We start from the raw sequence: 22,827 nt of genomic DNA, 5'->3' as shown, positions 1-22,827 counted from the left end.
GCGGTGGTTTTTTATTTGGCTTTGTCTTGAATTTAAAGATATTGAAAAAAGCAATTATTTTCATTGAAAAAAAAATACACTTTTTCAAATGAAAAAATTGACAAGTTCCGCAATATGCTTTTCATTAAGAAGTAGATAGATTTAGTTTTTCAGTATTAGGAAAAAGGGTGATTTATGCCAGGCGAAGAGGTCAGCCAAGCCAAGCAACAGCTTAAATTGATTATCGACCCTTACTTATCGGTAAGTGAGGTCGAGAAAGTGCTTGCTGCCTGTGATTTTGCCGATCTAGCGCATACTGGCATTACACGTAAAAGTGGTGAACCCTACATTCTGCATCCAATTGCTGTCAGCTGTATTCTTGCGAACATGCGTTTAGATGCTGAAACCTTAATGGCAGCTCTTTTGCATGATGTTATTGAAGATACTCAATATACAAAAGAAGATATTACTGAAAAATTTGGCCTGACAGTTGCCGAGCTGGTAGACGGTGTAACCAAACTTAGCCAATCCAGTGATAAAGAATATAACAAGGCCGCCTCATTTAGAAAAATCTTGCAAGCGACCCTACAGGACCCACGTGTCATTATTATTAAATTAGCCGACCGCTATCATAATATGACAACTCTAGGTGCTTTGCGTCCAGATAAACGTGCTCGTATTGCTCAAGAAACTCTTGATATCTTTGTGCCAATGGCAAGATTAGTCGGCATGAATGAAATGGGTGATAATCTAGAAAATCTTTGTTATCAAAATCTTGATCTTGATATGTTTGATAACGTGCAAAATGCACTACGTCTAACCAAACCAGAGCGATGTAAATATCAAAGCATCTGGGAACAAAACCTCGCTGAACTTCTTCATAATTATCATATTCAAGGCCGCATTAAAAAGAAAAACAACAATATCGAATTATTACGCCATTTCGTTAAAAATGAGATGGATTTACAAGAGCTTACCCACAGCCATGCTTTTGAAATCGTTTTACAATCAATTGCCGACTGTGACCGCCTAGTTGATGCTTTAAGAGAAAACTTTCAGGTCATCCAATATCAGGACCATATCCGTCGTCCTCTACCGGGTGGCAACCAATCTTTATTAATTAAGCTCAAAGGCGAAAAAACTACACTCTCTCTTACCATTCAAACCGAGCTTATGCGTAAAGCTGCTCGCTTTGGGGTAGTGCTTGGTGAAAATGCACCACAAACTTGTCGTTCAGCTATTCAGGCTTCAATGCAAAATCTGAATACGCTCATCGATGGAGAATGTGCAAAAACGACCTTCAATGATTTATTAGATTACTTACACCAAGAAAAAATTTGGGTTTACACACCACATGGTCAGCTCCACGAATTACCACAAGGTGCTACCGTAGTTGATTTTGCTTATTCAGCCAGTTTATTTTTAGGTAACCATGCCGTTGGTGCAAAAGTAGATGGCGAGATTAAACCACTATCGACACCATTAATCAGTGGTCAGGTTATTGAAGTTATTACGGATGTTTTAGCAACACCAAATCCAGACTGGTTAAGTTTTATTAATACGCAAAAAGCTCGCCGTGCATTACAACACGTCCTTAAAGATCAAGACATTGAAGAACAACGTTTAGTCGGTGCACAAGCACTTTCTCGAGCACTGAAACTTTTTAACCGCTCAATTAATGATCTCTCTGAAGCGGACTGGTTAGATTTACTTCAATGGCGCCACATCGATAATAAAAATACATTGTTTGAACAAATTGCAGTTGGCGACCTACTACCCCAACTTGTAGCTAATCACTTATTTGCTCATGACAAGCATCCACAAGTGGAAAATTCAGATCGACTCATTCAAAGTACTGAAGGTATCGACGTTAAATATGCGCATTGCTGTAATCCAGTTTTGGGTGACCCAATTCAAGGGCATTTAACACGTCGTGGGTTAATTGTGCATCGTATCCGCTGCCATAACTTGCTACATGAACAACATCTACATCCTGAAAATATTATGCCGCTTCAATGGAAAGCAGATGACGTAGACGATGTTCGTTTTACTGCCTATCTCGCTATAGAAATGGCAATGAATGATGAGCAGGTATCAGACCTGATCTATCAATGTCGTAAAAATAATGCAGGGGTAGAAATGGTTCACTCAAATGAGCAAAGAACTTTTGTTAATATTGTGGTGAATAACCGCAAACATATTGCAAAAGTTATCCGTGATTTACGTATGCATTATGGCTTTCCACGTATAGAGCGTTTGGATGCGCCTAATCCACAGATGGAAATTTCAAAAGTAAGCTAAGTCTTTACAAGGGCTATTGGTCAGATTTATGTTTCTTTAACAAAATCAAACTTTCCAAATCCACTTAATCAATTAAATCGATGATACTTTTGTCCAAAGCGATCATCGATTATGATGAAATGAGATTTAATCAAGGAGAACCAAATGTCCCGCCAAGTAATTCATACTGAAAATGCCCCTGCTGCTATCGGCACATACTCTCAAGCCATTTTAGTAGATAATACATTATATCTTTCAGGGCAAATTGGTTTAGACCCATACAGTATGGAACTTGTAGAAGGTATTGAAGCTCAAATTCGCCGTGTATTTGATAATTTAAAAGCAGTTTGTGAAGCTGCCGGCGGTTCTCTAGCAGATATTGCCAAGCTCAATATTTTTCTAACTGATTTATCAAACTTTCAACTTGTAAACCAAATTATGGGTGAATATTTTGCTCAACCATATCCTGCACGTGCAGCTCTTGGTGTAGCAAGTTTACCAAAAAGTGCTTTAGTTGAAATGGATGGCATTGTAGTTATTAATCAATAAGATATAGAAATATATTGAATATTTTTTGTTAAATTATTAACTCTAAATCATGAACCACCTTTGTATAAAATCTGAACATAACTCAGATTTCCACTCAGGTGGCATTTTTTTATCCAAATTCCCAATAATAATAAATGAGATTTTAAATGAATTTCATTGACAAACGATAATAATTATCAATAATATCAATTATCGCATTTATATTTGGGGATCAATCCCATGTACGTTTGCTTGTGTCGTGGCATTACCGATCAAGATATTAAAGACGCTGTTGAAAATGGCGCAGAAAGCTATCGCGAAATTCGTGATTTGCTTGATCTTGGTACTTGCTGTGGACGCTGTGCACCAGAAGCACGTGCTATTATTAATGAAGAATTAGCAGAAATCGCTGCTCGTATTTCTGTAGCTGCCTAAAAGATTTATAAAAATTTAATAGTATTTATTAGCTCCTCCACCGCTTTTTGCGGAACGTTAATAGTTCCTCATTCAAGCGGTTTTTTTTGGTTGGAAACTCTCCTTTCCTAATATTGTGTTGTTTTTGATTGCGATTTTCATTTGCTGTTCTATAAATTACTCGCCATATCCCTGATTGTTCACTAGAATGGTTTTATAGATTGCCTTAATTGAATTAAGGCAGAAATTGTTTTGGAGTAGCTACAATGAAAGGCAATCGTGATGTCATTAATCAGCTCAACCAAGTGCTGTATCATCATTTAACTGCAATTAATCAATATTTTTTACATTCACGCATGTTTAATGATTGGGGAATTGAGCAGCTTGGCTCTGCTGAATATAAAGAATCCATTCGTCAAATGAAGCATGCAGACAAAATTATTGAACGTATTTTATTCTTGGAAGGCCTACCTAATCTTCAGCACTTAGGCAAACTTTATATTGGTCAACATACAGAAGAAGTTCTGCAATGTGACATTCGTAAAGTGAAAGAAAATATAGAAGCGATTCAAAAAGCAGTTGCACTCGCTGAAACAGAACAAGACTATGTGACTCGTGATCTTGTTCAAGAAATTTTAGAAAAAGAAGAAGAATATTGGGACTGGTTAGATACCCAAATTGACCTTATCGGCAGCGTTGGTATTGAAAATTACATCCAGAGTCAGATGTAATTTCTCATGAAAAAATCCCCTTGAATACAAGGGGATTTTTTATTACTTTTCTTTTAATAATTCTGGTAGCGTTATTTTTGCTTATAGAGATGCTGTAAAATAAATATTTGCTGCTCTGCTTGCTCTATTTTTCCATTATAAGCTAGTAATTTTGCATATTTACGTAAGTTATAGGGAGTAGGTTTATTCTTTACGAAATTTTCCCAATGAACTAAGTCAGCTTCGGGTAATGCAGTTTCAGAATTAAGTTCAATCCATTTTAAACGCTCTTCAAACTGCGTTAAAACAAAAATCTTACTGCCTCCCATAAATTCAGCATTTGGACGCTTATTATTGAAAAGCAAATTACTATTTAGAACATACACATTGTAATCACGTAAAATCGCAATAATCAGTAGTAAACTTACAACCCATATTAAGCGGAGAAGTTGTTTATTAAGCACAATTCCTTTGAGCACTGGGCTCTGTGCTTGCACAACACCAAGTAAAAACCCACAAGTAAGTAAGAAATAAGCATAGCGCTGTGGGAACTCTAACATGGCATGAATAAGCACAGTACATACCATCATAATCGCTACAATCGAGATGGTATTTTTAGCTTGTTGATTCAGCCAAAGGAACCAACACGTAAAGTAAGCAATCATTACAGTAGCTAATGGAATGCCATTCCAGATAATTAAATCAAGTAATACATTATGGGCACTAGTCGTCCACTCTCCTGTGGGAAAAGCATGATAAACAGTAATTTGTGCCACACTGGTTTGATTCCAGCCATATCCCCACCAAGGGTGCTGCTGCACAGCAAGTAACATTTGCGACCAGATATTAAAACGTAAATACCCAGAGCTTGCTCGTTTCACCAAAGTGCTTGCTTCGGTTACATTTGTACTTGACCATGCCTCAATTAGATTTGTTACAAAGGGTAGAATCCCCCCTGCAACTACAAAAAAACCTAAACACCACAAAAGACTTTGAATAACTCCAAAACGTTTTTGCTGTTTAAATTGCTTAATCAGCCAATAGATGAATAAAAAAGGGAAAACAATCCATGAGGTACGTGATTGACTCAATGCAACCGTGAACAAAATAATCAGTGCTGAAGGTAGAAGTAACCAGACCGTAGCCTTATTCTTTTCATATAAGTACAAACAACCTAGCAACCCGACAATTAAGAAAGTTGCCATATTGTTGGGCTGACCGAAGTTCCCATAAGGACGGTTACCAATCAGGTGAAGCATATGGACAAAATGAGACTCTATATTTAACCATTGGCAAATTGCAATAAAACTAGTGCCAAGGGATACTATAATTACGAGTAAACTAAAACCCGAAAAGATTTGATCACGCTTTTGTTGATCTAATGACAGATTGTAACCACCCAAGACCATAAACCAAAAACCTAGCAAGTAAAATGAACTTAACAAGGCTGTGCTCAGATCAAAAACCAAACCCAAACCCCACTGCACTATTGGAATTAAAGTAAATGGCAGCAACAATAGCTGTGCTCTGGGAATTTTTATATTTTGCTGAATTAGGGCGGCTAATACGCATAATCCAGCCCCAAAAGTACTCACTTCACTCGAAAACATGACCCAAGGACTATAGTGGAATGGAGACAACCATGCAAAACCTAACAGGATTGCAGCGAGGAATAGGAAGAATACTTGCATAGTGACAGGTTAGAGGCTAAAACTTGAAAGAATTATACATGGAAGAGCATAATAAGAATTAAGTTCTATTTGTATCCTCTTACCACCTCTCTGACTTTTACTTCCACGGTCTTAAATCTACAATTTTAATAACCTGAGCTGAGTTCTTATTCATCAACACGACCATATCTATAGCATTCGCTTTTAAAGGAACCCATGCATCTGCTTTTGGGTATTTTTTCAAAACATTTTCTACTTGCTGTTTAGAATTATATTTTTCTAGTTCTTTAAGGCTTTGGGCTCGGTGTTGTATTTGCAATTTAACCTGAACTAAAACAACATAGCGCTCAGGACGTTGCGCTAAAGAAATACCTCCAAGTACTTCTGTAAACATGTCTTCATTACGTTGTTTAGCGTCTTTTGCAAGCTCAACTGCTGCAAACTGAGGTTTAAACCATGAAGGATGTTGGAATAGTGCTTGAGCCTTTTGACTATTCGCATTAATAATTTCATTCTGACGTACCAACTCAAAACGATCAACACTGTAAACCAACCATGCAGGGCGACCTTGAGCAATGCAAAATAAACCATAAACTAATGCAGAAAGTTGAATCAGAATAATAACGGTTAGATCAAACTTAAGTGTTTTCTTTCTCTCTTTATAGACCAATAAGCCTAAAACCGGCCCCAAAACAACATCTACAGCGACCATCATTAAGAAAATATGGGTAACACCTACGGCTTGAGCGAGTGGTTGTGGATACCAAACTAAAAATACCCAAGCGATAATAGCTAAAGCTATTCCCATTGAAATAGCCAGATGACCAAAGAAAAATTTAAGAGGTTTCAACATATAATTACAAAATTATTAAACTGGTCCACTATAACTTTAATCGGAATTAAAGAGCCATTTACAATTTTTCTGTTCAGTTATAGGGATCAATTGGATTGTCATATGGGTTATTAATTGACATTATTTTATATTCATTTTCAGAACACCACTCCATAATCTCATCACATCCTTTTTAGAATACTTCATTTTTAGTTGAAGAACTGCCCATCAAGAGTATGAGTAAAATCAATATTTTCTATAATAAAAAAGACCGGTTCCCCGATCTTTTTTACAAAATCAACTATTAACGGCAGCTTGCTGGAGCATATTTTGATTGAAGAGTACCAGCTGTAAGACCAGTAGCTAAACCAGCAGCTGTAGCTGCGGCATGGGTAGCAGACGCACATCCCCAATCAATAGTACCAGTTGTACCAGCTGTTTGAGCAGCATTCAATGCTACAGCAGTACCTGCAGCCCCAGTACGGACATACGGTTTGATATTAAGAGTATTCTCTGTTGCCGCAATACCTACAGCAGTATCATTATATGTAATTGTAATTTCACCAGTAGCACCTAATAATACACTATTAACATACTTAGAATTCGCACCAGTACCTGCAGCTTGTGCATTCCAAGTCGTCACTACATTTGCTAAATCAGCAGCTGAAGCAGCACCATCTGCTGAAATCATTTGTTTTGCGCCATCAGCCAAATTTAATCCCTCAGTAATACGAGTACGTACGGTATAATCTGAATACGCAGGAATCGCGATTGCTGCCAAAATCCCGATAATCGCAACCACGATCATGAGTTCAATTAATGTAAAACCTTTTTGTGCATTCATAGCCTTTTCCCCAAAGATTGTATATATGTTTTTATATAAGCTTTTTCAGCTATCAACTATATAGCAGCAACCATGCCAACTTTTATTTTACTTATAAAACAAAAACTTATATTAATTTTAAATTTTCTTAATCAAAAATCACTGTAAATAACTGACAAAAATCGTCATATAACTTTTAGTTACAACAGATCACACATCAAAAAAAAGTAAACAAAACTTATCAAACTTTATATTTTTTTTGTGAGCAAATTCTCTTTAAAAATAAATAAATAGGTGACATTTTTTGTCAGCCACCTTGAGAAATAAAAATTTAAAAATTATGAGATATAGAACTTTTAGAAAATAACTTAATTAATAATAATTGGAGCATTTCCCAACTCATTGGATTGATCTGGCATGTTTTCATCATAAAAATGTGACAATACCTCTCCAATTTGCTGCACACCCATCACGACAGCTTGTTGATATTGTTTTTGTTTAAGTTTTTGAACGATAGACTCACAAATCTGCTGCCAGACCTGATCGTTAGTCGCATTTCTAATACCACGGTCAAATATAACTTCTACAGTACGTTCACATAAATTTAGGTATAACAATACGCCGCTATTTAATGCAGTATCCCAAACGCCCAACTCTGCAAATAGCTGCTGTGCTCTTAAACGCGTGTTTTGTCTATAAGCTTGTGAACATGGAATATGGCCTTCAATTACAACCTGTATCTCGCCAACATGTCCATGTTCTGCTCGCTGTACAGCATCGGCAATAATTTGCTTATCTTGTTTTGAAAAATAACGGCTACTGGCTGGAAAATAACATAAATGTTTAAACCAACGTTTTAGGCTTGGCTCTATAGATTCCTCAATTTTGGGCTGAGTAATAATTTGTGTTGTTTCTGATGTTGTTACCATGAGCCTGAAGCACCTCCACCGCCAAAACGACCTCCACCACCGCCATAGCCTCCGCCACCACCGCCGAAGCCTCCTCCACGTCCACCGCCGCCGCCAGAGCCACTTAGAATGGCCTGTAAAATAAGTTGGGCAATAGAAGTAATGAGTAAAAAAAAGACTCCAAAACCAAGTAATAAGCTAGTCACTAGACCTGCACCATTTACAAAACCTGCTACCGCGGCAGCAACACCAGCTGTAGATGCACTAAGAGGTCGTCCTACAATAAATGAACCCACAATTCCAGCAACAAGAATAAATAAAGCCATTGTCAGGGTTGTCTGTTTGGCTTGTTGCTCTTCCGCGGCTTGGTGTTGTCTTTCTTTTAAATCTTGAGCAGCTTGCTGAGCGACTTCTGGGTCAAGATTTAGAATCCTTCCAATTTCATCAAGACCTGCATTTAAACCTTGTGCATATTGGGCTTGTTTAAAATAAGGTGTAATTTGGTTTCGAATAATCCGACTTGCCACAATATCAGGCAATACGCCTTCTAAGCCGTATCCGGTTAAAATTTGTATGCGGCGGTCATTTACCGCAACTGCAATGAGTAATCCATTGTCACGTTTAGATGATCCTAATTGCCACTGCTCACCCACTCGTAATGCATAATCAAAAATATCTTCTTGACCCGTAGTTGGGACAATAACGACACCAATTTGTGCTTTGCCTTGTTGGTATAAACTTAGAATTTTTTGGTTGAGCTGCTGTTTCTCAGCCTCACTTAAAATGTTAGCTTGATCAATAACAGGCTGATTTAAAGTTGGCAAACCACGAATTGATTCACCGTCTGCCATATCGTTAGAGACTTTAGGCGAGGCAGCAACACTTGAAGCAGGTTGTTCACCCGATTTAGATGGGGTAGCTTGATTTTGCTGCTTTTGAATGATTTTGCCCGCTACTATTGTGTCAGTCTCGTCAGTAGCAGTTGCAATATTACTTTCACTCCATGCTGTATTCTGAAAAAGAACACCACAACAGAACAAAATTAAGGTCATAATAAAGACCTTAATTTGCTTAGACTGAAGCAATATAATATTTCTCATACAGCACTCCTTTGATTTATTAAATTAATCAAAAGAAACTTTTGGAGCCTGTTGTGCAGAAGCTTCTGCAGAGAAATTGGCTTTAGGATGCATACCAATTACTTTTGCGGTCACTGCTTGCGGGAACTGGCGTACATACGAGTTATAGTCTTGTACCGTTGTAATATAACGATTACGTGCAACTGCGATACGGTTTTCTGTACCCTCAAGCTGAACTTGTAATTCCTGGAATTGAGTATTGGCTTTCAAATCTGGGTAGTTTTCAGACACAGCAATAAGTCGAGATAATGCCCCTGTTAATTGACTTTGAGCCTGTTGATATTTTTCAAGTAAAGCGGGATCTTCTAGAACTTCTTTATCAACTTTTAAACCTGCAACATTCGAGCGTGCCTGTGTTACTTCAGTTAATACTTGCTCTTCATGTTTAGCATAACCTTTTACTACATTGACAAGGTTTGGCACCAAGTCTGATCGACGTTGGTATTGGTTTTGTACTTCAGACCACGCTGCTGTCACAGCCTCATCTTTTACTTGTAGAGTATTATAGCCACATCCCGAAAACAGTAAGGTGCTGGCAAGTGTTGTTGCGATCGCTAATTGTTTCAACGTTTTCATCGTCACATTATCCTCAAGTTTTTCTTTATATTTTTGACCTCTTTACCCGATTGTATGATGAATTTGGCATTATTGTGTTGCTTTTATTTTATTGATTTTTAAAAACCGGATTTTTAAATCCGGTTTTCTATTAACTTAATCTTTGATCTTTTTCTTTTTGAAAACTTGCCATTTGATATTCTTCTGCTAAAGAACTTTTCCAGTAGTCGACCATCTTGTCGTAATCCTTTTGACTAGGATGAAAATCTTTTTTGTAATATGCAAAGTATTCAGGCATTAATTGGACAAGCATCTTTATCAGCAAATATGCCCCAAATAAATTACCTCCGATTTTAGGTAAGCTATTCCACTTATCTTGCCAAAATAAACGAGTTGTCCCATAAAAAGCGAGACTCGCAAACCCAGTCGTGACGCTACGCATGAGTAAACGACGAATACGGTCATCTCCATATACATGTTGATAAACATCGAAAGCGACTGAGCGATGTTCAATTTCTTCAATCGCATGCCAGACCCAAAGTTTTAACGCATCTTGATCTAACGTTTTTAACAGCTCTGGATGTTGTAAAACATATGCTCCAAGGAGAGCTGTAAAATGTTCAAAAGCACAGGTAAGTGCTAATTGCAGCTTAGGTGGAATCGTTCTTAAGTATTTATCCCGCTCATTTAACCAATTTTGAAAACTGTCCAGATTATAATCATCACGGCGCCAAGCTTCATTAAACTCACCATGCGCTTTGGAATGCATAGCCTCTTGTCCAATGAAAGCCGCAATTTGTGCTTGTAATTGAGGGTCTGAAACTTTATCACGCACATTACGTACGCTATTCACAAAGAATTGCTCACCTACAGGAAACGTTGATGAGAGTGCAGTTAAAAAATGAGACATGAGGGGTGAATTTGCAAAATAGTGCCGCTTGATCGCCTTTGGATTAAATTCAAGACGACGCACCGTAATACCCAACGCTTTTCGACGATTTAAATATGATTTTTCTGCCGTCATATCTGCGATGTTCATACTCAACACCTATTGTATTGAAGAAAGAAGTTTTGAGTATGTCGCGAGCTTAAAAAGCTAAAAAGGGCAAAAAAGCTTATTATATTTGCCAAAAACATCAAAGTGACTAATGGTAGACAATAAAAAAGCCTACTCGAAGTAGGCTTTTTTGCGTGTTTTAACAAATTAATTCATTAAACACCAAGGTAATCCAAAATGCCTTCAGCAGCTTGACGGCCTTCCCAAATCGCAGTCACGACTAGGTCTGAGCCACGCACCATATCGCCACCAGCAAAGATTTTCGGGTTTGATGTCTGGAATTTGAATTCTTGTTTTTCAGCTGCGACAACACGACCTGAACCATCAAGATTAATATTCGCGTTACCAAACCAATCCGCTGGGCTTGGGCGGAAACCGAATGCAAGTAAAACAGCATCGGCTGGTAATACTTCTTCAGAACCTGGAACTGGTTCAGGACTACGACGGCCACGACTATCTGGTTCACCCATTTGTGTCGTTACCACTTTTACGCCTGTCACTTTGCCATTTTCACCAACGATTTCGATCGGTTGACGATTGAATAGGAATTTTACACCCTCTTCATAGGCATTTTTTACTTCACGTGCAGAACCCGGCATGTTGCTTTCATCACGACGGTATGCACACGTTACATCATGAGCGCCTTGACGTAATGAAGTACGGTTACAGTCCATCGCTGTATCACCACCACCAAGTACAATCACCTTTTTACCATCTAAGCTGATGTACTCACTTGGATCTTTTTCCCAACCTTGGCAGCGGTTCACATTAGAGATTAGGAAATCAAGAGCATCATAAACGCCATTAAGATCTTCACCCGGGAAACCACCCTTCATGTAGGTATAAGTTCCCATACCCATGAACACCGCATCATATTCTGTAAGTAATTCATCAATGGTTACATCTGTGCCAATTTCAGTATTTAAACGGAATTCGATGCCCATACCTGTGAAAATTTCACGGCGGCGTTTCATCACATCTTTTTCCATTTTAAATTCTGGAATACCAAATGTAAGTAAGCCACCAATTTCAGGACGCTTATCGAATACAACTGGTTTAACACCACCGCGAGCTAGAATATCTGCACAGCCTAAACCAGCAGGGCCAGCACCAATAATGGCAACTTTTTTGTCAGTCCATTTTACGCCTGACATATCTGGACGCCAGCCCAAAGCAAAGGCTGTATCATTGATATATTTTTCAGCATTACCAATGGTTACTGCACCAAAACCATCGTTTAAGGTACAAGCACCTTCACATAAACGGTCTTGTGGGCATACGCGACCACATACCTCAGGTAGTGTATTCGTTTGATGACAAAGCTCAGCAGCTTGGAAAATTTGGCCTTCAGCAATGAGTTTTAACCAGTTTGGAATGTAGTTATGTACAGGACATTTCCATTCACAATATGGGTTACCACAACCTAAACAACGGTGAGTCTGATTAGTGACAGTTTCCGATGTAAAAGGCTTATAAATTTCCACAAATTCTGCTTTGCGGACAGTAATATCTTTTTTCTCTGGATCTTGGCGTGCTACATCCAGAAATTGAAAGTCATTATTTAGGCGTTCTGCCATGTCTCTCTCCGTGGGTAGGCGCGGTTTTCACTGTTGTCCGCACCTGCCTATGTCGTTGCAGTCGTGGAATTATTGTGGATCAGCTTGTGTTGTTTTCAAAAGCGTTTGTAAATTAGCAGCCTTTGGTTTCACAAGCCAGAATTTACGGCTGTAGAAATCGAACTCATTGCGGATTTTATAAGCCCAGGCACTACCTGTTTCTTTAATATGCTCGTCAATAATACGCAACAAGAACTCTTTATGATCTTCCATAGATTCTGTTGAAATACGATTTAAATCAATCAATTCGTGGTTGTAGTAATCTACGAAGTCATTGTCTAGGTCAAGTACATAAGCAAAACCACCAGTCATGCCCGCGCCAAAGTTATGGCCTACTTTACCAAGTACAGTCACAACACCACCTGTCATATATTCACAGCAGTGATCGCCAGCACCTTCAATTACAGCAAATGCACCAGAGTTACGAACTGCAAAACGCTCACCCGCTGTACCCGCTGCAAAAAGCTTACCGCCAGTTGCACCATACAAACAGGTATTACCAATAATAGCTGTGTTTTGAGTTTGGAAAGGTGAACCTTTTGGTGGGAAAATTGAGATACGACCACCTGCCATACCTTTACCCACATAGTCGTTTGCATCACCTTCAAGGCGGATGTGTAAACCACCCGCGTTCCATACACCAAGTGACTGACCAGCTGTACCAGTTAAGTTCATCACTACTGGGTGTACTTCCATACCTAAGTTGCCATAGCGACGAGCAATTTCACCTGACACACGAGCACCGATAGAGCGGTCACAGTTCACAACATTGAAGTTGAACTGACCACCTGCGCTTGATTCAATTGCAGGAAGCATTTCAGCAACCATTTTCTCAGCTAACACACCTTTATCAAATGGTGCATTCCCTTGTACTTCACAATACTGTGCTTTACCGTCAGCAGATGGATGAGAAGTTAACAATGCACTTAAATCAAGATGAGCATGTTTTTCAGTTTCACCCGGTAATACTTCGAGTAAATCAACACGACCGATTAAGTCTTTCAATGAAGACACACCTAATGCTGCCAACCATTCACGTGTTTCTTCCGCAATGAAATGGAAGAAATTGATGAGCATTTCTGGTTCGCCAATGTAGTGCTCTTGACGTAAGTGATCTTGTTGAGTTGCAACACCAGTCGCACAGTTGTTCAAGTGGCAAATACGTAGATATTTACAACCTAATGCAATCATTGGTGTTGAACCAAAACCAAAACTCTCAGCACCTAAAATTGCTGCCTTGATCACATCAAGACCCGTTTTTAAACCACCATCTGTTTGTACGCGTACTTTGCCACGTAAGTCATTAACGCGAAGTGCCTGATGTGCCTCACTTAGACCTAATTCCCATGGAGAACCCGCATGATGAATTGATGAAAGTGGAGATGCCGCAGTACCACCGTCATAACCAGAAATGGTAATGAAGTCTGCATATGCTTTCGCAACACCCGCAGCAATTGTTCCAACACCCGGCTCAGATACCAGTTTTACCGAAACCATTGCTTGAGGGTTAACTTGTTTCAAGTCAAAAATTAACTGAGACAAATCTTCAATTGAGTAAATATCGTGGTGTGGTGGAGGTGAAATCAGTGTTACACCCGGCACTGAGTAACGTAAACGTGCAATTAAACCATTTACCTTACCGCCCGGTAACTGACCGCCTTCACCTGGTTTTGCACCTTGAGCAACTTTAATTTGCAATACTTCAGCAGAAGTTAGATATGCAGGTGTTACACCAAAACGACCAGATGCGATCTGTTTGATTTTCGAGTTACGAATTGTGCCGTAGCGAACAGGATCTTCACCACCCTCACCAGAGTTTGAACGACCACCAATCGTGTTCATCGCAATTGCGATCGCTTCATGTGCTTCTGGAGAAAGAGCACCTAAAGACATACCAGCCGAGTCAAAACGAGGCAAGATCTCTTCAACTGATTCAACTTGCTCAACTGGAATCGAGTTCGTCGTTTTTAACTTAAATAAGTCACGAATAGTCGCTACTGGACGGTTATTCACCAGCTCAGCATATTCTTTAAAGTGTTCGTATTTACCAGAGCGAACCGCTTTGTGTAATGAGTTAATCACATCTGGATTGAACGCGTGATACTCTTTATCAAATACGAATTTAAGCAGACCACCTTGATCAATTGGTTTACGATTTGACCATGCTGTAGCAGCTAATTTTTTCTGATCTTTTTCAAGATCAGCAAATGTTGCACCCTGAATACGACTTGGAACGCCCAAGAAGCACTGATCTACAACTTCAGATGATAAGCCTACTGCTTCAAAAAGCTGACCACCACGATACGAAGCAACGGTAGAGATACCCATTTTTGAAAGAACTTTTAATAAGCCTTTCTCAATACCTTTACGGAAGTTTGCTTGAGCATGGATTGGATCACCTAAAAGCTCGCCTTTCGCAATCAAATCATTAATTACGTCATATGCAAGGTATGGGTAAACTGCGGTTGCACCGAAACCTAGTAATACCGCAAATTGGTGCGGATCACGTGCAAAACCAGTTTCAACCATGATGTTTGCATCAGTACGTAAACCAGTTTTAATGAGGTAATGATGTACTGCACCTGTTGCAAGCGCTGCGTTTGCAGGCAAGAAACCTTGGCGAATATTTTTATCAGTTAAAACAATTAAAGTTTTACCATCACGAACCGCTTGCGCTGCCTCTTCACAGATACGCGTAATCGCAGCTTGCAAACCTTCTTCTTCAGCATAGTTCAAATTGATGTCAACAGACGCATACCCTGCACGATCAATACTACGGATTTGCTGCATTTTTGAGTTAGACAGAACAGGGCTCGAAATAATGATTCGATCTGCGTGCTCTGGACCTTGCTCAAATACATTCTGTTCACGACCTAAACAGGTTTCGAGCGACATTACAATCGATTCACGTAGTGGATCAATTGGCGGGTTTGTTACTTGCGCAAATTGTTGACGGAAATAATCAGTCACATGGCGTACTTGACGAGACAATACAGCCATAGGCGTATCATCCCCCATAGAACCTACAGCTTCCTGACCACTTTCAGCAATAGGACGCAACAACTGGTCGCGCTCTTCAAATGTCACCATAAACATTTTTTGAGCTGCTTTTAACGCATCGCCAGTTAAACCCTGATCAACTAATTGTTCTTCAAGTTCAGGGTTGGCATTGAGGCGAATTGCATGATCACGTAACCACTCACGGTACGGACGCATGTTTTTCAAATGAGTACTAACATCTTTAGTATCAAGTACTTTACCTGTTAAAGTATCAACTACTAAAATTTGACCAGGGCCTACGCGACCTTTAGAAATAACATCTTCAGGTTCATAACCCCACACACCAATTTCAGATGCCAAGGTAATGTAATCATTTTTGGTAATAACCCAACGTGCAGGGCGTAAACCATTACGGTCAAGCATACAAATAGCATGACGACCATCTTGAATTACTAAACCTGCTGGACCATCCCAAGCTTCCATATGCTTAGAGTTGAACTCATAGAATGCACGTAAGTCTGCATCCAAAGTTTCAACGTTCTGCCACGCTGGTGGCACGAGCATACGCAATGCACGGAATAAATCCATACCGCCACCAACCAAGATTTCAAGCATGTTATCTAAGCTTGAAGAGTCTGAACCAGTACGGTTCACAATTGGGTTAAGCTCAGTTAGGCCTGGTAACAATGGGTTTTCAAATTTAGGCGTACGTGCCAATGCCCAGTTACGGTTTGCTGTAATAGTGTTGATTTCACCATTATGCGCAAGGTAACGGAATGGCTGCGCCAAAGGCCAGCGCGGTAAAGTGTTGGTCGAGAAACGTTGGTGGAACACCACGATATGTGATTTTAAACGTTCGTCTGCCAAATCTGTATAGAACTCAGCAATTGCAGCCGGCATCATCAAGCCTTTATAGCTGATAACTGTCGAACAAAGTGTAGTCACATAGAATGACGGATCATTTTGTAATTGTTGTTCTGCACGACGACGTGCCAAAAATAGTTTACGGTTAAACTCAACTTCAGTTACACCCATTGGACAGTTCACAATGACCTGTTCAAAAGCAGGTAAAGATTGAAGTGCAATTTCACCTAGTGCATCGTTATTTGTAGGGACAACACGCCAAGCCAATACGCGTAAGCCATCAGCCTCGATTTCTTTAGTTAAAATATTTTTAGAGTGCTGCGCTAATGCCGGATCGACATTTAAAAATACCGTTCCTACAGCAAAAACTTCGCTAAGTGTAATATCACTTAGTTTTTTTGCTTCATCACGGAAAAATTGCTTTGGCATCGCCAATAATAAGCCGCAACCATCTCCCGTCTTGCCATCTGCGGCAATACCACCACGGTGCGTCATGCAACTTAAACTGTGAATCGCGGTTTCTACAAGATGATGACTTGATTCACCCTTCATATGGGCAATCAGTCCAAAACCACAGTTATCCTTAAACTCATCAGGTTGATATAAACCTTGAGCGGGAGCTACAGTATTAGGCGATGGCATGTGCATAGCGTACCCTTCTTTCAATAAGGCTCTTTCGAGCGTCAAACAAACAACTTATTTCTGCGATATTGCCTACGGACGATAGTTAGCTCAATGTTTCGCAAAAAAAAATTTTGGGCTGATAAGCCAATATACGCTGTTCCATTTTTACGTACACTGGTTTTTGCTAGAAAAATGTTTTGACTTATTTCGCACTCTTTTAAAGCAGCTCGACCCCACGACTCTGCATAGACTTCACTCTTTAGAGCGCCAAAATAGTTAGCAGTACATTAATAAGCACAAGAATAAAGCAAAAACTATGCCAATATAATTTTCGTAGCTTAAGTGTTTATATTTCTTAAAAATAGATGAGTTTTATTCAGGCTATCATTTTAATAAATGACCAAATATGCACCACACTTGATCAAAAATTATATATATCTTTTGTTATTGCACTATATTTGTGCACATTATTCTTATCCTTAGTTTCCTCTTGTGCCCTCATTTGTTGCATTTTTAGGAGTAGCTTCAATTTCACGATTTTGCTGAGTCTTTTTAGAAGCATCTGCAGAATTTGACTGATGTACATCTACAACATTTCCTTCAGCATCCCGGCGAATAATGGTCGTCCGGGTTGTAGAGTTCGTTGCTGGAGCAGTCACTTTCGGCTGTGTACTTATCGCACCGTTTACACCTGCACCCATGAGCAAAGACTCATCAATTTTAGGCAATGCAGCTGGACGTAGACGCACTTCATAAGTTTGGCTAATGCCACCTTTCATTTCATCTGCACCCAAGTCATTAACTAGTGGTACATAAGTAGAAAATTGTTGTGGTTGTGGCTTAATTGATTCAGGCAAATCAAGATTCAGTTGCGTTAACTGCTGAATTGCATCCTCAGAACGCTTAAATACACCATATGTCAAAACATATTGTTCAGATTGCTTCTCTCCACTTAATCGGAAGTAGATAAATTTATTTCGGTCTGAACGATTCTTTAAAAAGTTTTTAATAATATCTTCGTCAGATGCACGGAATAACTCAAGCGTCCACTGTTTCTTGTTTTCGTTAATAAATTTTGTACCGCGAAACTCTGCTTCATGCTGACCTGAAGCAACTGTGCGAGTCGTTAAATCAAGAGGCCTAACCTCATCGGCTAAAGCCCCTAAGTTAGCCGTTGTTGCCACTTTTTCTGGCTGAATTTGTACAGGTGCTTCTGAATCGGCAGCTTTTTCAACTTCTACAAGCTTCTTACTATCCGTCATTACCCAGAAAAGAAAAGCCAGAAACAAGCAGACGATACCACCCACCAACCAGATATATTGTTGAACATTCTGCCAAAGTGTACGTGATACAGTCATGTGTTACCTTAATTTATTATCCGTGTTGATTTGCCAAAATAGCTTGTTTCATGAATTCAACATCAAAGTCTTTAGTAATTACCGCTTGTCCAAGTTGCTTTAACAACACTAAACGTAATTGACCATTGAGGACTTTTTTATCATGTGCCATATATCCAAGGAATTCATCCAATGGAATTTTTGGACATGATATCGGCAAATTAGCGCGTTGAATAATTTTTTTTGTACGCTCTACATCATCACTTGAAATCCAGCCTAAACGCTGTGATAAATCAGCTGCCATAACCATGCCGGTAGCTACTGCTTCGCCATGCAACCAAGTTCCATAACCTAGATAAGATTCAATAGCATGACCAAACGTATGACCTAAGTTGAGCAAGGCTCTTTCGCCTTGCTCTTTTTCATCGTTTGCAACAATACGGGCTTTATGAGCACATGAACGGTAAACAGCTTCTGCTAAAAGATCAGCATCTCGCCCAATCAACCCATCCATATTTTGCTCTAACCAAACCAGAAAATCAGCGTCGCCTAACAAAGCATATTTAATGACTTCTGATAATCCAGCAGACAACTCTCGATCCGGTAAGGTGTTGAGTTGAGCCATATCAGCCAAAACAACTTGAGGTTGCTGAAATGCGCCAAGCATGTTTTTACCCAGTGGGTGATTAATACCAGTTTTACCACCTACACTTGAATCTACTTGTGAAAGGAGCGTAGTTGGAACCTGAACAAAATAAACACCGCGCTGAAAACACGCCGATGCAAAGCCAGCCATATCACCAATCACACCACCACCTAAAGCTAAAACCGTACAATCTCGGTTAAAACCAGCTTCAAGTAGTGCATCAAAAATTAAATTTAAATGTTGAATATCTTTATATTTTTCACCATCGGGCAAAATACACGTAGCTACAGTTTTACCCAAACTTTTTAATGCTTCTTGATAGTGAGATAAATATAAAGGTGCGACCGTTTCATTACTCACAATCATGACCTGTTGACCATGAATATAAGGTTCAAGCAACTGTTTAGGATCAAGTTGACTGCCAATAAAAATAGGATAACGGCGTTCGCCTAATTCAACATGTAAAGTTTGCATGAGTTTATTAAACCACGAGTAAGTTTGGCTATTTTAGCGTGTTAGACAAAATAAGTTGCAGAATCTTTTGAGCAAGATCGCGTGCAGCACCCTGATTGGTTTCAATCGTGTAATGAGCAACTTCACGATATAAAGGATCACGTATTTTTAACAAATCTCGCAATTTTTGTTCAGGGTTTTCAACTTGTAATAGAGGTCTGTTTTTATCGCGATAAGTTCGTTGTAATTGTAGTTCCACTGGAGTGTAAAGATAAACAACAATACCACGCTGCTTTAGGAACTCACGATTGGGTGCTTGAGTAATCGCACCGCCACCTGTTGCTAAAACCAAAGCCTTACGGGAAGTTAACTCATTCAACACTATGGTTTCACGAGCACGAAATCCGAATTCCCCTTCTTTTTCAAAAATCCAAGGAATAGTAGCCCCTGTTTTGCGTTCAATTTCATGATCACTATCTAAAAATTCACGCCCTAATATTTCGGCTAAATGACGTCCAACGGTTGTTTTTCCTGCCCCCATGGGCCCCACCAAATAAATATTTGGCAGGGTTTCAAACGCTTTGCTTGGCAAGGCGCCACCTATTTCAATTGCTTTCATTAAAAAATATATTAATGATTTCTCACCAAAGTGTCATTAACAATTCGTGGAGTAACGAAAATCAGTAACTCTTGTTTATCATCAGATTTCACATCTTTTCTGAATAAATGCCCAAGTACAGGAATATCACCAAAGAAAGGAACCTTGGTTTGTGAGTTAGATGTCGTCTGTTCAAATACCCCTCCTAAAATGACTGTTTCACCGTTATTAACCAATACATTGGTGTTAATCTGATTTTTATTTAAAATTAACTCACCATTAGGAGCAGCACCAGCAACAGAATCTTTCGAAATATCTAATTTCATTTGGATCTTACCATCAGGTGTAATACTTGGTGTCACATTTAAGCTTAGCAGCGCATCTTTAAATGAGGTTGTAGCAGTCGAGCCTGCAGCAGAGTTCGTTGTAGATTGATAAGGGACCTGCTGACCTGTTGCAACTTTCGCTGGTTGTTTATCTGCCGTCATGACTTTAGGTGTAGAAATAACCTCACCATAGCCATCGGCTTGTAATGCTGAAAGTTCAAGATCAAGCATAAAATCAGACATGCTAATCAAACCAAAGGCAATACTTCCAGCCGGATTGGTTACCCCTAAATCGACGTTTAAGTTATCTGGACGTTCAATCGTATATGTATAACCACCTGTTGTACTGTCTTTTTCTGGCTTTCTTAAATTCCATAAGGTTGTTTCACTACCACCAACCAGCAAGTTATTATTATTGGTAATTCCTTGAGATAGGATCCCCCATTTAACACCAAGTTCTTTGGTAAAAGAAGTAGATGCTCTAACAATACGTGCCTCAACCATGACCTGCTTAACTTGTACATCCAGTAAATCAATCATTTTACGAATTTGATCAATCGACTGAGCTGTATCATTAATAATTAAAGTATTGGTGCGATCATCTTGAGTAATTGTTCCACGTGGACTCAATAAACTTCCTACGTTATTTCCTAAACTATCAACACCCGTATTTAAGTTAGTTGAAGTTGAAGTACCTCCACCTGAAGTATGCTGCAAACCATTGCCATTATTTGAACCTTGAGTAATTAAACCCATAATATCATGTGCTTGTGCATATTTAAGTTGAATATACTCAGTTTGCAAGGGAGCCAGTTTGACACTCTGTGCGACAGCTTTTGCTTCTTCTTCTTCAGCCTTAATCAATTCCGCAACAGGCGCAATCCAAATAACGTTACCATTTCTGCGTTTATCCAGATTTTTAGTCTTTAAAATAATATCAAGTGCCTGATCCCACGGAACATCTTTCAAGCGCAAAGTAATATTACCCTGAACACTATCGGCGGCCACCATATTAATGCCAGTAAAATCGGCAAGTAATTGTAAAACGCGACGGACTTCAATATCTTGGAAATCAAGAGAAAGCTTATTACCAGAGTAATTAGGTGTCTTATATAAAGAAGTTACGTTTTTATCCTGAGGGCGCTTTAAGCTAATGGTGAGTTTATTTTCCGCTTGATAAGCCATATATTCATAGCTACCAGTAGATTGGATCGTAATAACACCATTGCCTTTTTCGTTATAAGATTCAATGGTAGAAACAGGAGTTGCAAAATCGTTCACATTTAAACGTTTAGCCAAATGGGTAGGAATTTTAGAGCCCAGAGTTCTCACTACGACTTTGCTACCTTGTTGCTGAACATCAACAGGGGTATTACTTCCCAATAAATCAATAACAATTAATCCTTCACCTTGACCACCGCGCTGAAAGCCAATATTTGAGACACCTTGCGGCTGTACTGTAGTGGTTGGTAAAGGCTTAATAGCTGCTTGAGCTGAATTAATCTTTAGAATAAAAGTATTGCCTTCAATGCGCGTTGTAAACGCACCTGCCTCTTTTAAATTTACAGTTAAACGTGAGCGCTGATCATCAGAACTTACATCAACTGAGCTTGCTTCATTTGTACCAATTGCCACTTTTGACTGTGTTAAAGTCTGCTGAGCTTTATTAAAATCCAAAATCAAACGTGAAGGATTTTCAAGTTGATATGCCTGTGGTTGTGGTGGCAAACCATTAAACATAACTCGAATTTCTGTACCCTGACCTGCAATTTGCGTTGGTACAATATTGGTCATGCTGACCTGTGCAGAGGCAACCTGCATAAGTGCAATGGCTACAGCCCCCATAGAAAACTGACGGAATACGTGATTCATTGTCTGACCATCCCCAATTAAATAATCTTTAAAAATACTTTTTCTTTGTTATTCCCTAAATTTTAGGGTGCGGGTCCAATTAACACTAAGGTTCTTGGTCTCTCCACATAGCCTTCGCGCCCATCAGGAACAATCTCCACCAGATCAATCTGGGTTGGACCAATATGGGTAATACGCCCTTGATTCATCCCGATATAGTTCCCCACCTGTACCCGTTCAATTTGCTGATCGGGTGATTGGATAAGAGCCAATACTTGCCCACGGTTATTACGTATGCTTCCTTTCATGTTTAAGGATTCTAATGCATAACTTTCTAGAGGCTGAGGTGCACGTGAGAAATTCGGATATACCCGTTTTCCTGCCATAATTTTGAGCTCAGCAGCAAGTGAGCTTGGTAAAAATGGGCTCTTTAGCTGATGAGCCGCATAGTTAAATTGTGGTACAGGCGTGAAAACAGGTGCTGGATCTATCTGCTGTGGTGGCTGATTACGTATATTTGCCATTTGCTGATTTACAGCATCAATTCTCGAGTCACATCCAACTAAAACTAAACATGCCAAAATAGAAAAAGAAATTTGCTTAAGTTTCATTGTAAT

At 39.3% G+C, this 22,827-nt stretch carries 17 protein-coding genes and 2 pseudogenes; 5 read left to right on the top strand and 14 right to left on the bottom strand.

Annotated elements, in window-relative coordinates; genetic code table 11:
- Positions 1-45: 45 nt before the first annotated feature.
- The 5 genes and pseudogenes from I7H67_RS11285 to bfr form a co-directional block, all read left to right on the top strand.
- A pseudogene (locus I7H67_RS11285) lies at positions 46-135 on the top strand (hypothetical protein); the annotation flags it as partial.
- A 39-nt stretch (positions 136-174) separates the two neighbouring features.
- Positions 175-2,280, top strand: coding sequence for a RelA/SpoT family protein (locus I7H67_RS11280; protein WP_005301002.1), 2,106 nt, complete (start codon positions 175-177; stop codon positions 2,278-2,280).
- Between the two features lie 144 nt (positions 2,281-2,424).
- Positions 2,425-2,808 carry a RidA family protein gene (locus I7H67_RS11275; protein WP_198307881.1) on the top strand — a complete coding sequence of 128 codons (384 nt, stop codon included), beginning with the start codon at positions 2,425-2,427 and terminating at the stop codon, positions 2,806-2,808.
- A 219-nt stretch (positions 2,809-3,027) separates the two neighbouring features.
- Positions 3,028-3,222 (top strand): bacterioferritin-associated ferredoxin, encoded by a 195-nt coding sequence (locus I7H67_RS11270; protein WP_004789790.1) that lies wholly within the window; start codon positions 3,028-3,030, stop codon positions 3,220-3,222.
- Between the two features lie 245 nt (positions 3,223-3,467).
- The gene (gene bfr, locus I7H67_RS11265) at positions 3,468-3,932 is read left to right on the top strand and encodes a heteropolymeric bacterioferritin subunit Bfr (RefSeq protein WP_000678123.1); all 465 of its coding nucleotides are present in this window, start codon (positions 3,468-3,470) and stop codon (positions 3,930-3,932) included.
- A 42-nt stretch (positions 3,933-3,974) separates the two neighbouring features.
- On the opposite strand, the pseudogene I7H67_RS11260 reads toward bfr, so the two are convergent.
- From I7H67_RS11260 to I7H67_RS11195, 14 genes and pseudogenes are all read right to left on the bottom strand, one after another.
- Positions 3,975-5,602: pseudogene (locus tag I7H67_RS11260) on the bottom strand (Wzy polymerase domain-containing protein).
- A 97-nt stretch (positions 5,603-5,699) separates the two neighbouring features.
- Positions 5,700-6,434: a TfpX/TfpZ family type IV pilin accessory protein gene (gene tfpZ / locus I7H67_RS11255; RefSeq protein WP_198307880.1), complete on the bottom strand. Its 735-nt coding sequence runs from the start codon at positions 6,432-6,434 to the stop codon at positions 5,700-5,702.
- A gap of 283 nt (positions 6,435-6,717) precedes the next feature.
- A complete protein-coding gene (locus I7H67_RS11250) occupies positions 6,718-7,257 on the bottom strand; it encodes a pilin (protein WP_198307879.1) in 540 nt (179 codons plus the stop codon).
- Between the two features lie 347 nt (positions 7,258-7,604).
- Positions 7,605-8,165 (bottom strand): TPM domain-containing protein, encoded by a 561-nt coding sequence (locus I7H67_RS11245; protein ID WP_198307878.1) that lies wholly within the window; start codon positions 8,163-8,165, stop codon positions 7,605-7,607.
- The gene (locus I7H67_RS11240) at positions 8,159-9,244 is read right to left on the bottom strand and encodes a TPM domain-containing protein (protein WP_151988676.1); all 1,086 of its coding nucleotides are present in this window, start codon (positions 9,242-9,244) and stop codon (positions 8,159-8,161) included. Before I7H67_RS11240 ends, I7H67_RS11245 begins: the two co-directional genes overlap by 7 nt.
- Before the next feature lie 24 nt (positions 9,245-9,268).
- The gene (locus tag I7H67_RS11235) at positions 9,269-9,859 is read right to left on the bottom strand and encodes a LemA family protein (protein WP_198307877.1); all 591 of its coding nucleotides are present in this window, start codon (positions 9,857-9,859) and stop codon (positions 9,269-9,271) included.
- A gap of 130 nt (positions 9,860-9,989) precedes the next feature.
- Positions 9,990-10,877, bottom strand: a complete 888-nt coding sequence (locus I7H67_RS11230; protein ID WP_198307876.1) for a metal-dependent hydrolase — start codon at positions 10,875-10,877, stop codon at positions 9,990-9,992.
- A 173-nt stretch (positions 10,878-11,050) separates the two neighbouring features.
- Positions 11,051-12,472 (bottom strand): FAD-dependent oxidoreductase, encoded by a 1,422-nt coding sequence (locus I7H67_RS11225; RefSeq protein ID WP_198307875.1) that lies wholly within the window; start codon positions 12,470-12,472, stop codon positions 11,051-11,053.
- A 69-nt stretch (positions 12,473-12,541) separates the two neighbouring features.
- Positions 12,542-17,017: a glutamate synthase large subunit gene (gltB, locus tag I7H67_RS11220; protein ID WP_171067762.1), complete on the bottom strand. Its 4,476-nt coding sequence runs from the start codon at positions 17,015-17,017 to the stop codon at positions 12,542-12,544.
- Between the two features lie 461 nt (positions 17,018-17,478).
- Entirely contained in the window at positions 17,479-18,357 is an 879-nt protein-coding gene (locus I7H67_RS11215; protein ID WP_198307874.1) for a hypothetical protein, read from the bottom strand.
- Between the two features lie 16 nt (positions 18,358-18,373).
- Positions 18,374-19,456 (bottom strand): 3-dehydroquinate synthase, encoded by a 1,083-nt coding sequence (gene aroB, locus I7H67_RS11210; protein WP_151826491.1) that lies wholly within the window; start codon positions 19,454-19,456, stop codon positions 18,374-18,376.
- Between the two features lie 28 nt (positions 19,457-19,484).
- Positions 19,485-20,054, bottom strand: coding sequence for a shikimate kinase AroK (gene aroK, locus I7H67_RS11205; protein ID WP_004789808.1), 570 nt, complete (start codon positions 20,052-20,054; stop codon positions 19,485-19,487).
- An 11-nt stretch (positions 20,055-20,065) separates the two neighbouring features.
- Complete coding sequence (gene pilQ / locus I7H67_RS11200) at positions 20,066-22,231, bottom strand: type IV pilus secretin PilQ family protein (RefSeq protein WP_049837444.1); 2,166 nt, start codon at positions 22,229-22,231, stop codon at positions 20,066-20,068.
- 62 nt (positions 22,232-22,293) lie between these two features.
- The gene (locus I7H67_RS11195) at positions 22,294-22,821 is read right to left on the bottom strand and encodes a pilus assembly protein PilP (protein WP_198307873.1); all 528 of its coding nucleotides are present in this window, start codon (positions 22,819-22,821) and stop codon (positions 22,294-22,296) included.
- Between the last annotated feature and the right edge of the window lie 6 nt (positions 22,822-22,827).

Origin of the sequence: Acinetobacter sp. ACIN00229, assembly GCF_016106645.1 — a bacterium.
Classification (GTDB): Bacteria; Pseudomonadota; Gammaproteobacteria; order Pseudomonadales; family Moraxellaceae; genus Acinetobacter; species Acinetobacter oleivorans.
This window is presented reverse-complemented; position numbering and strand designations above follow the sequence as displayed.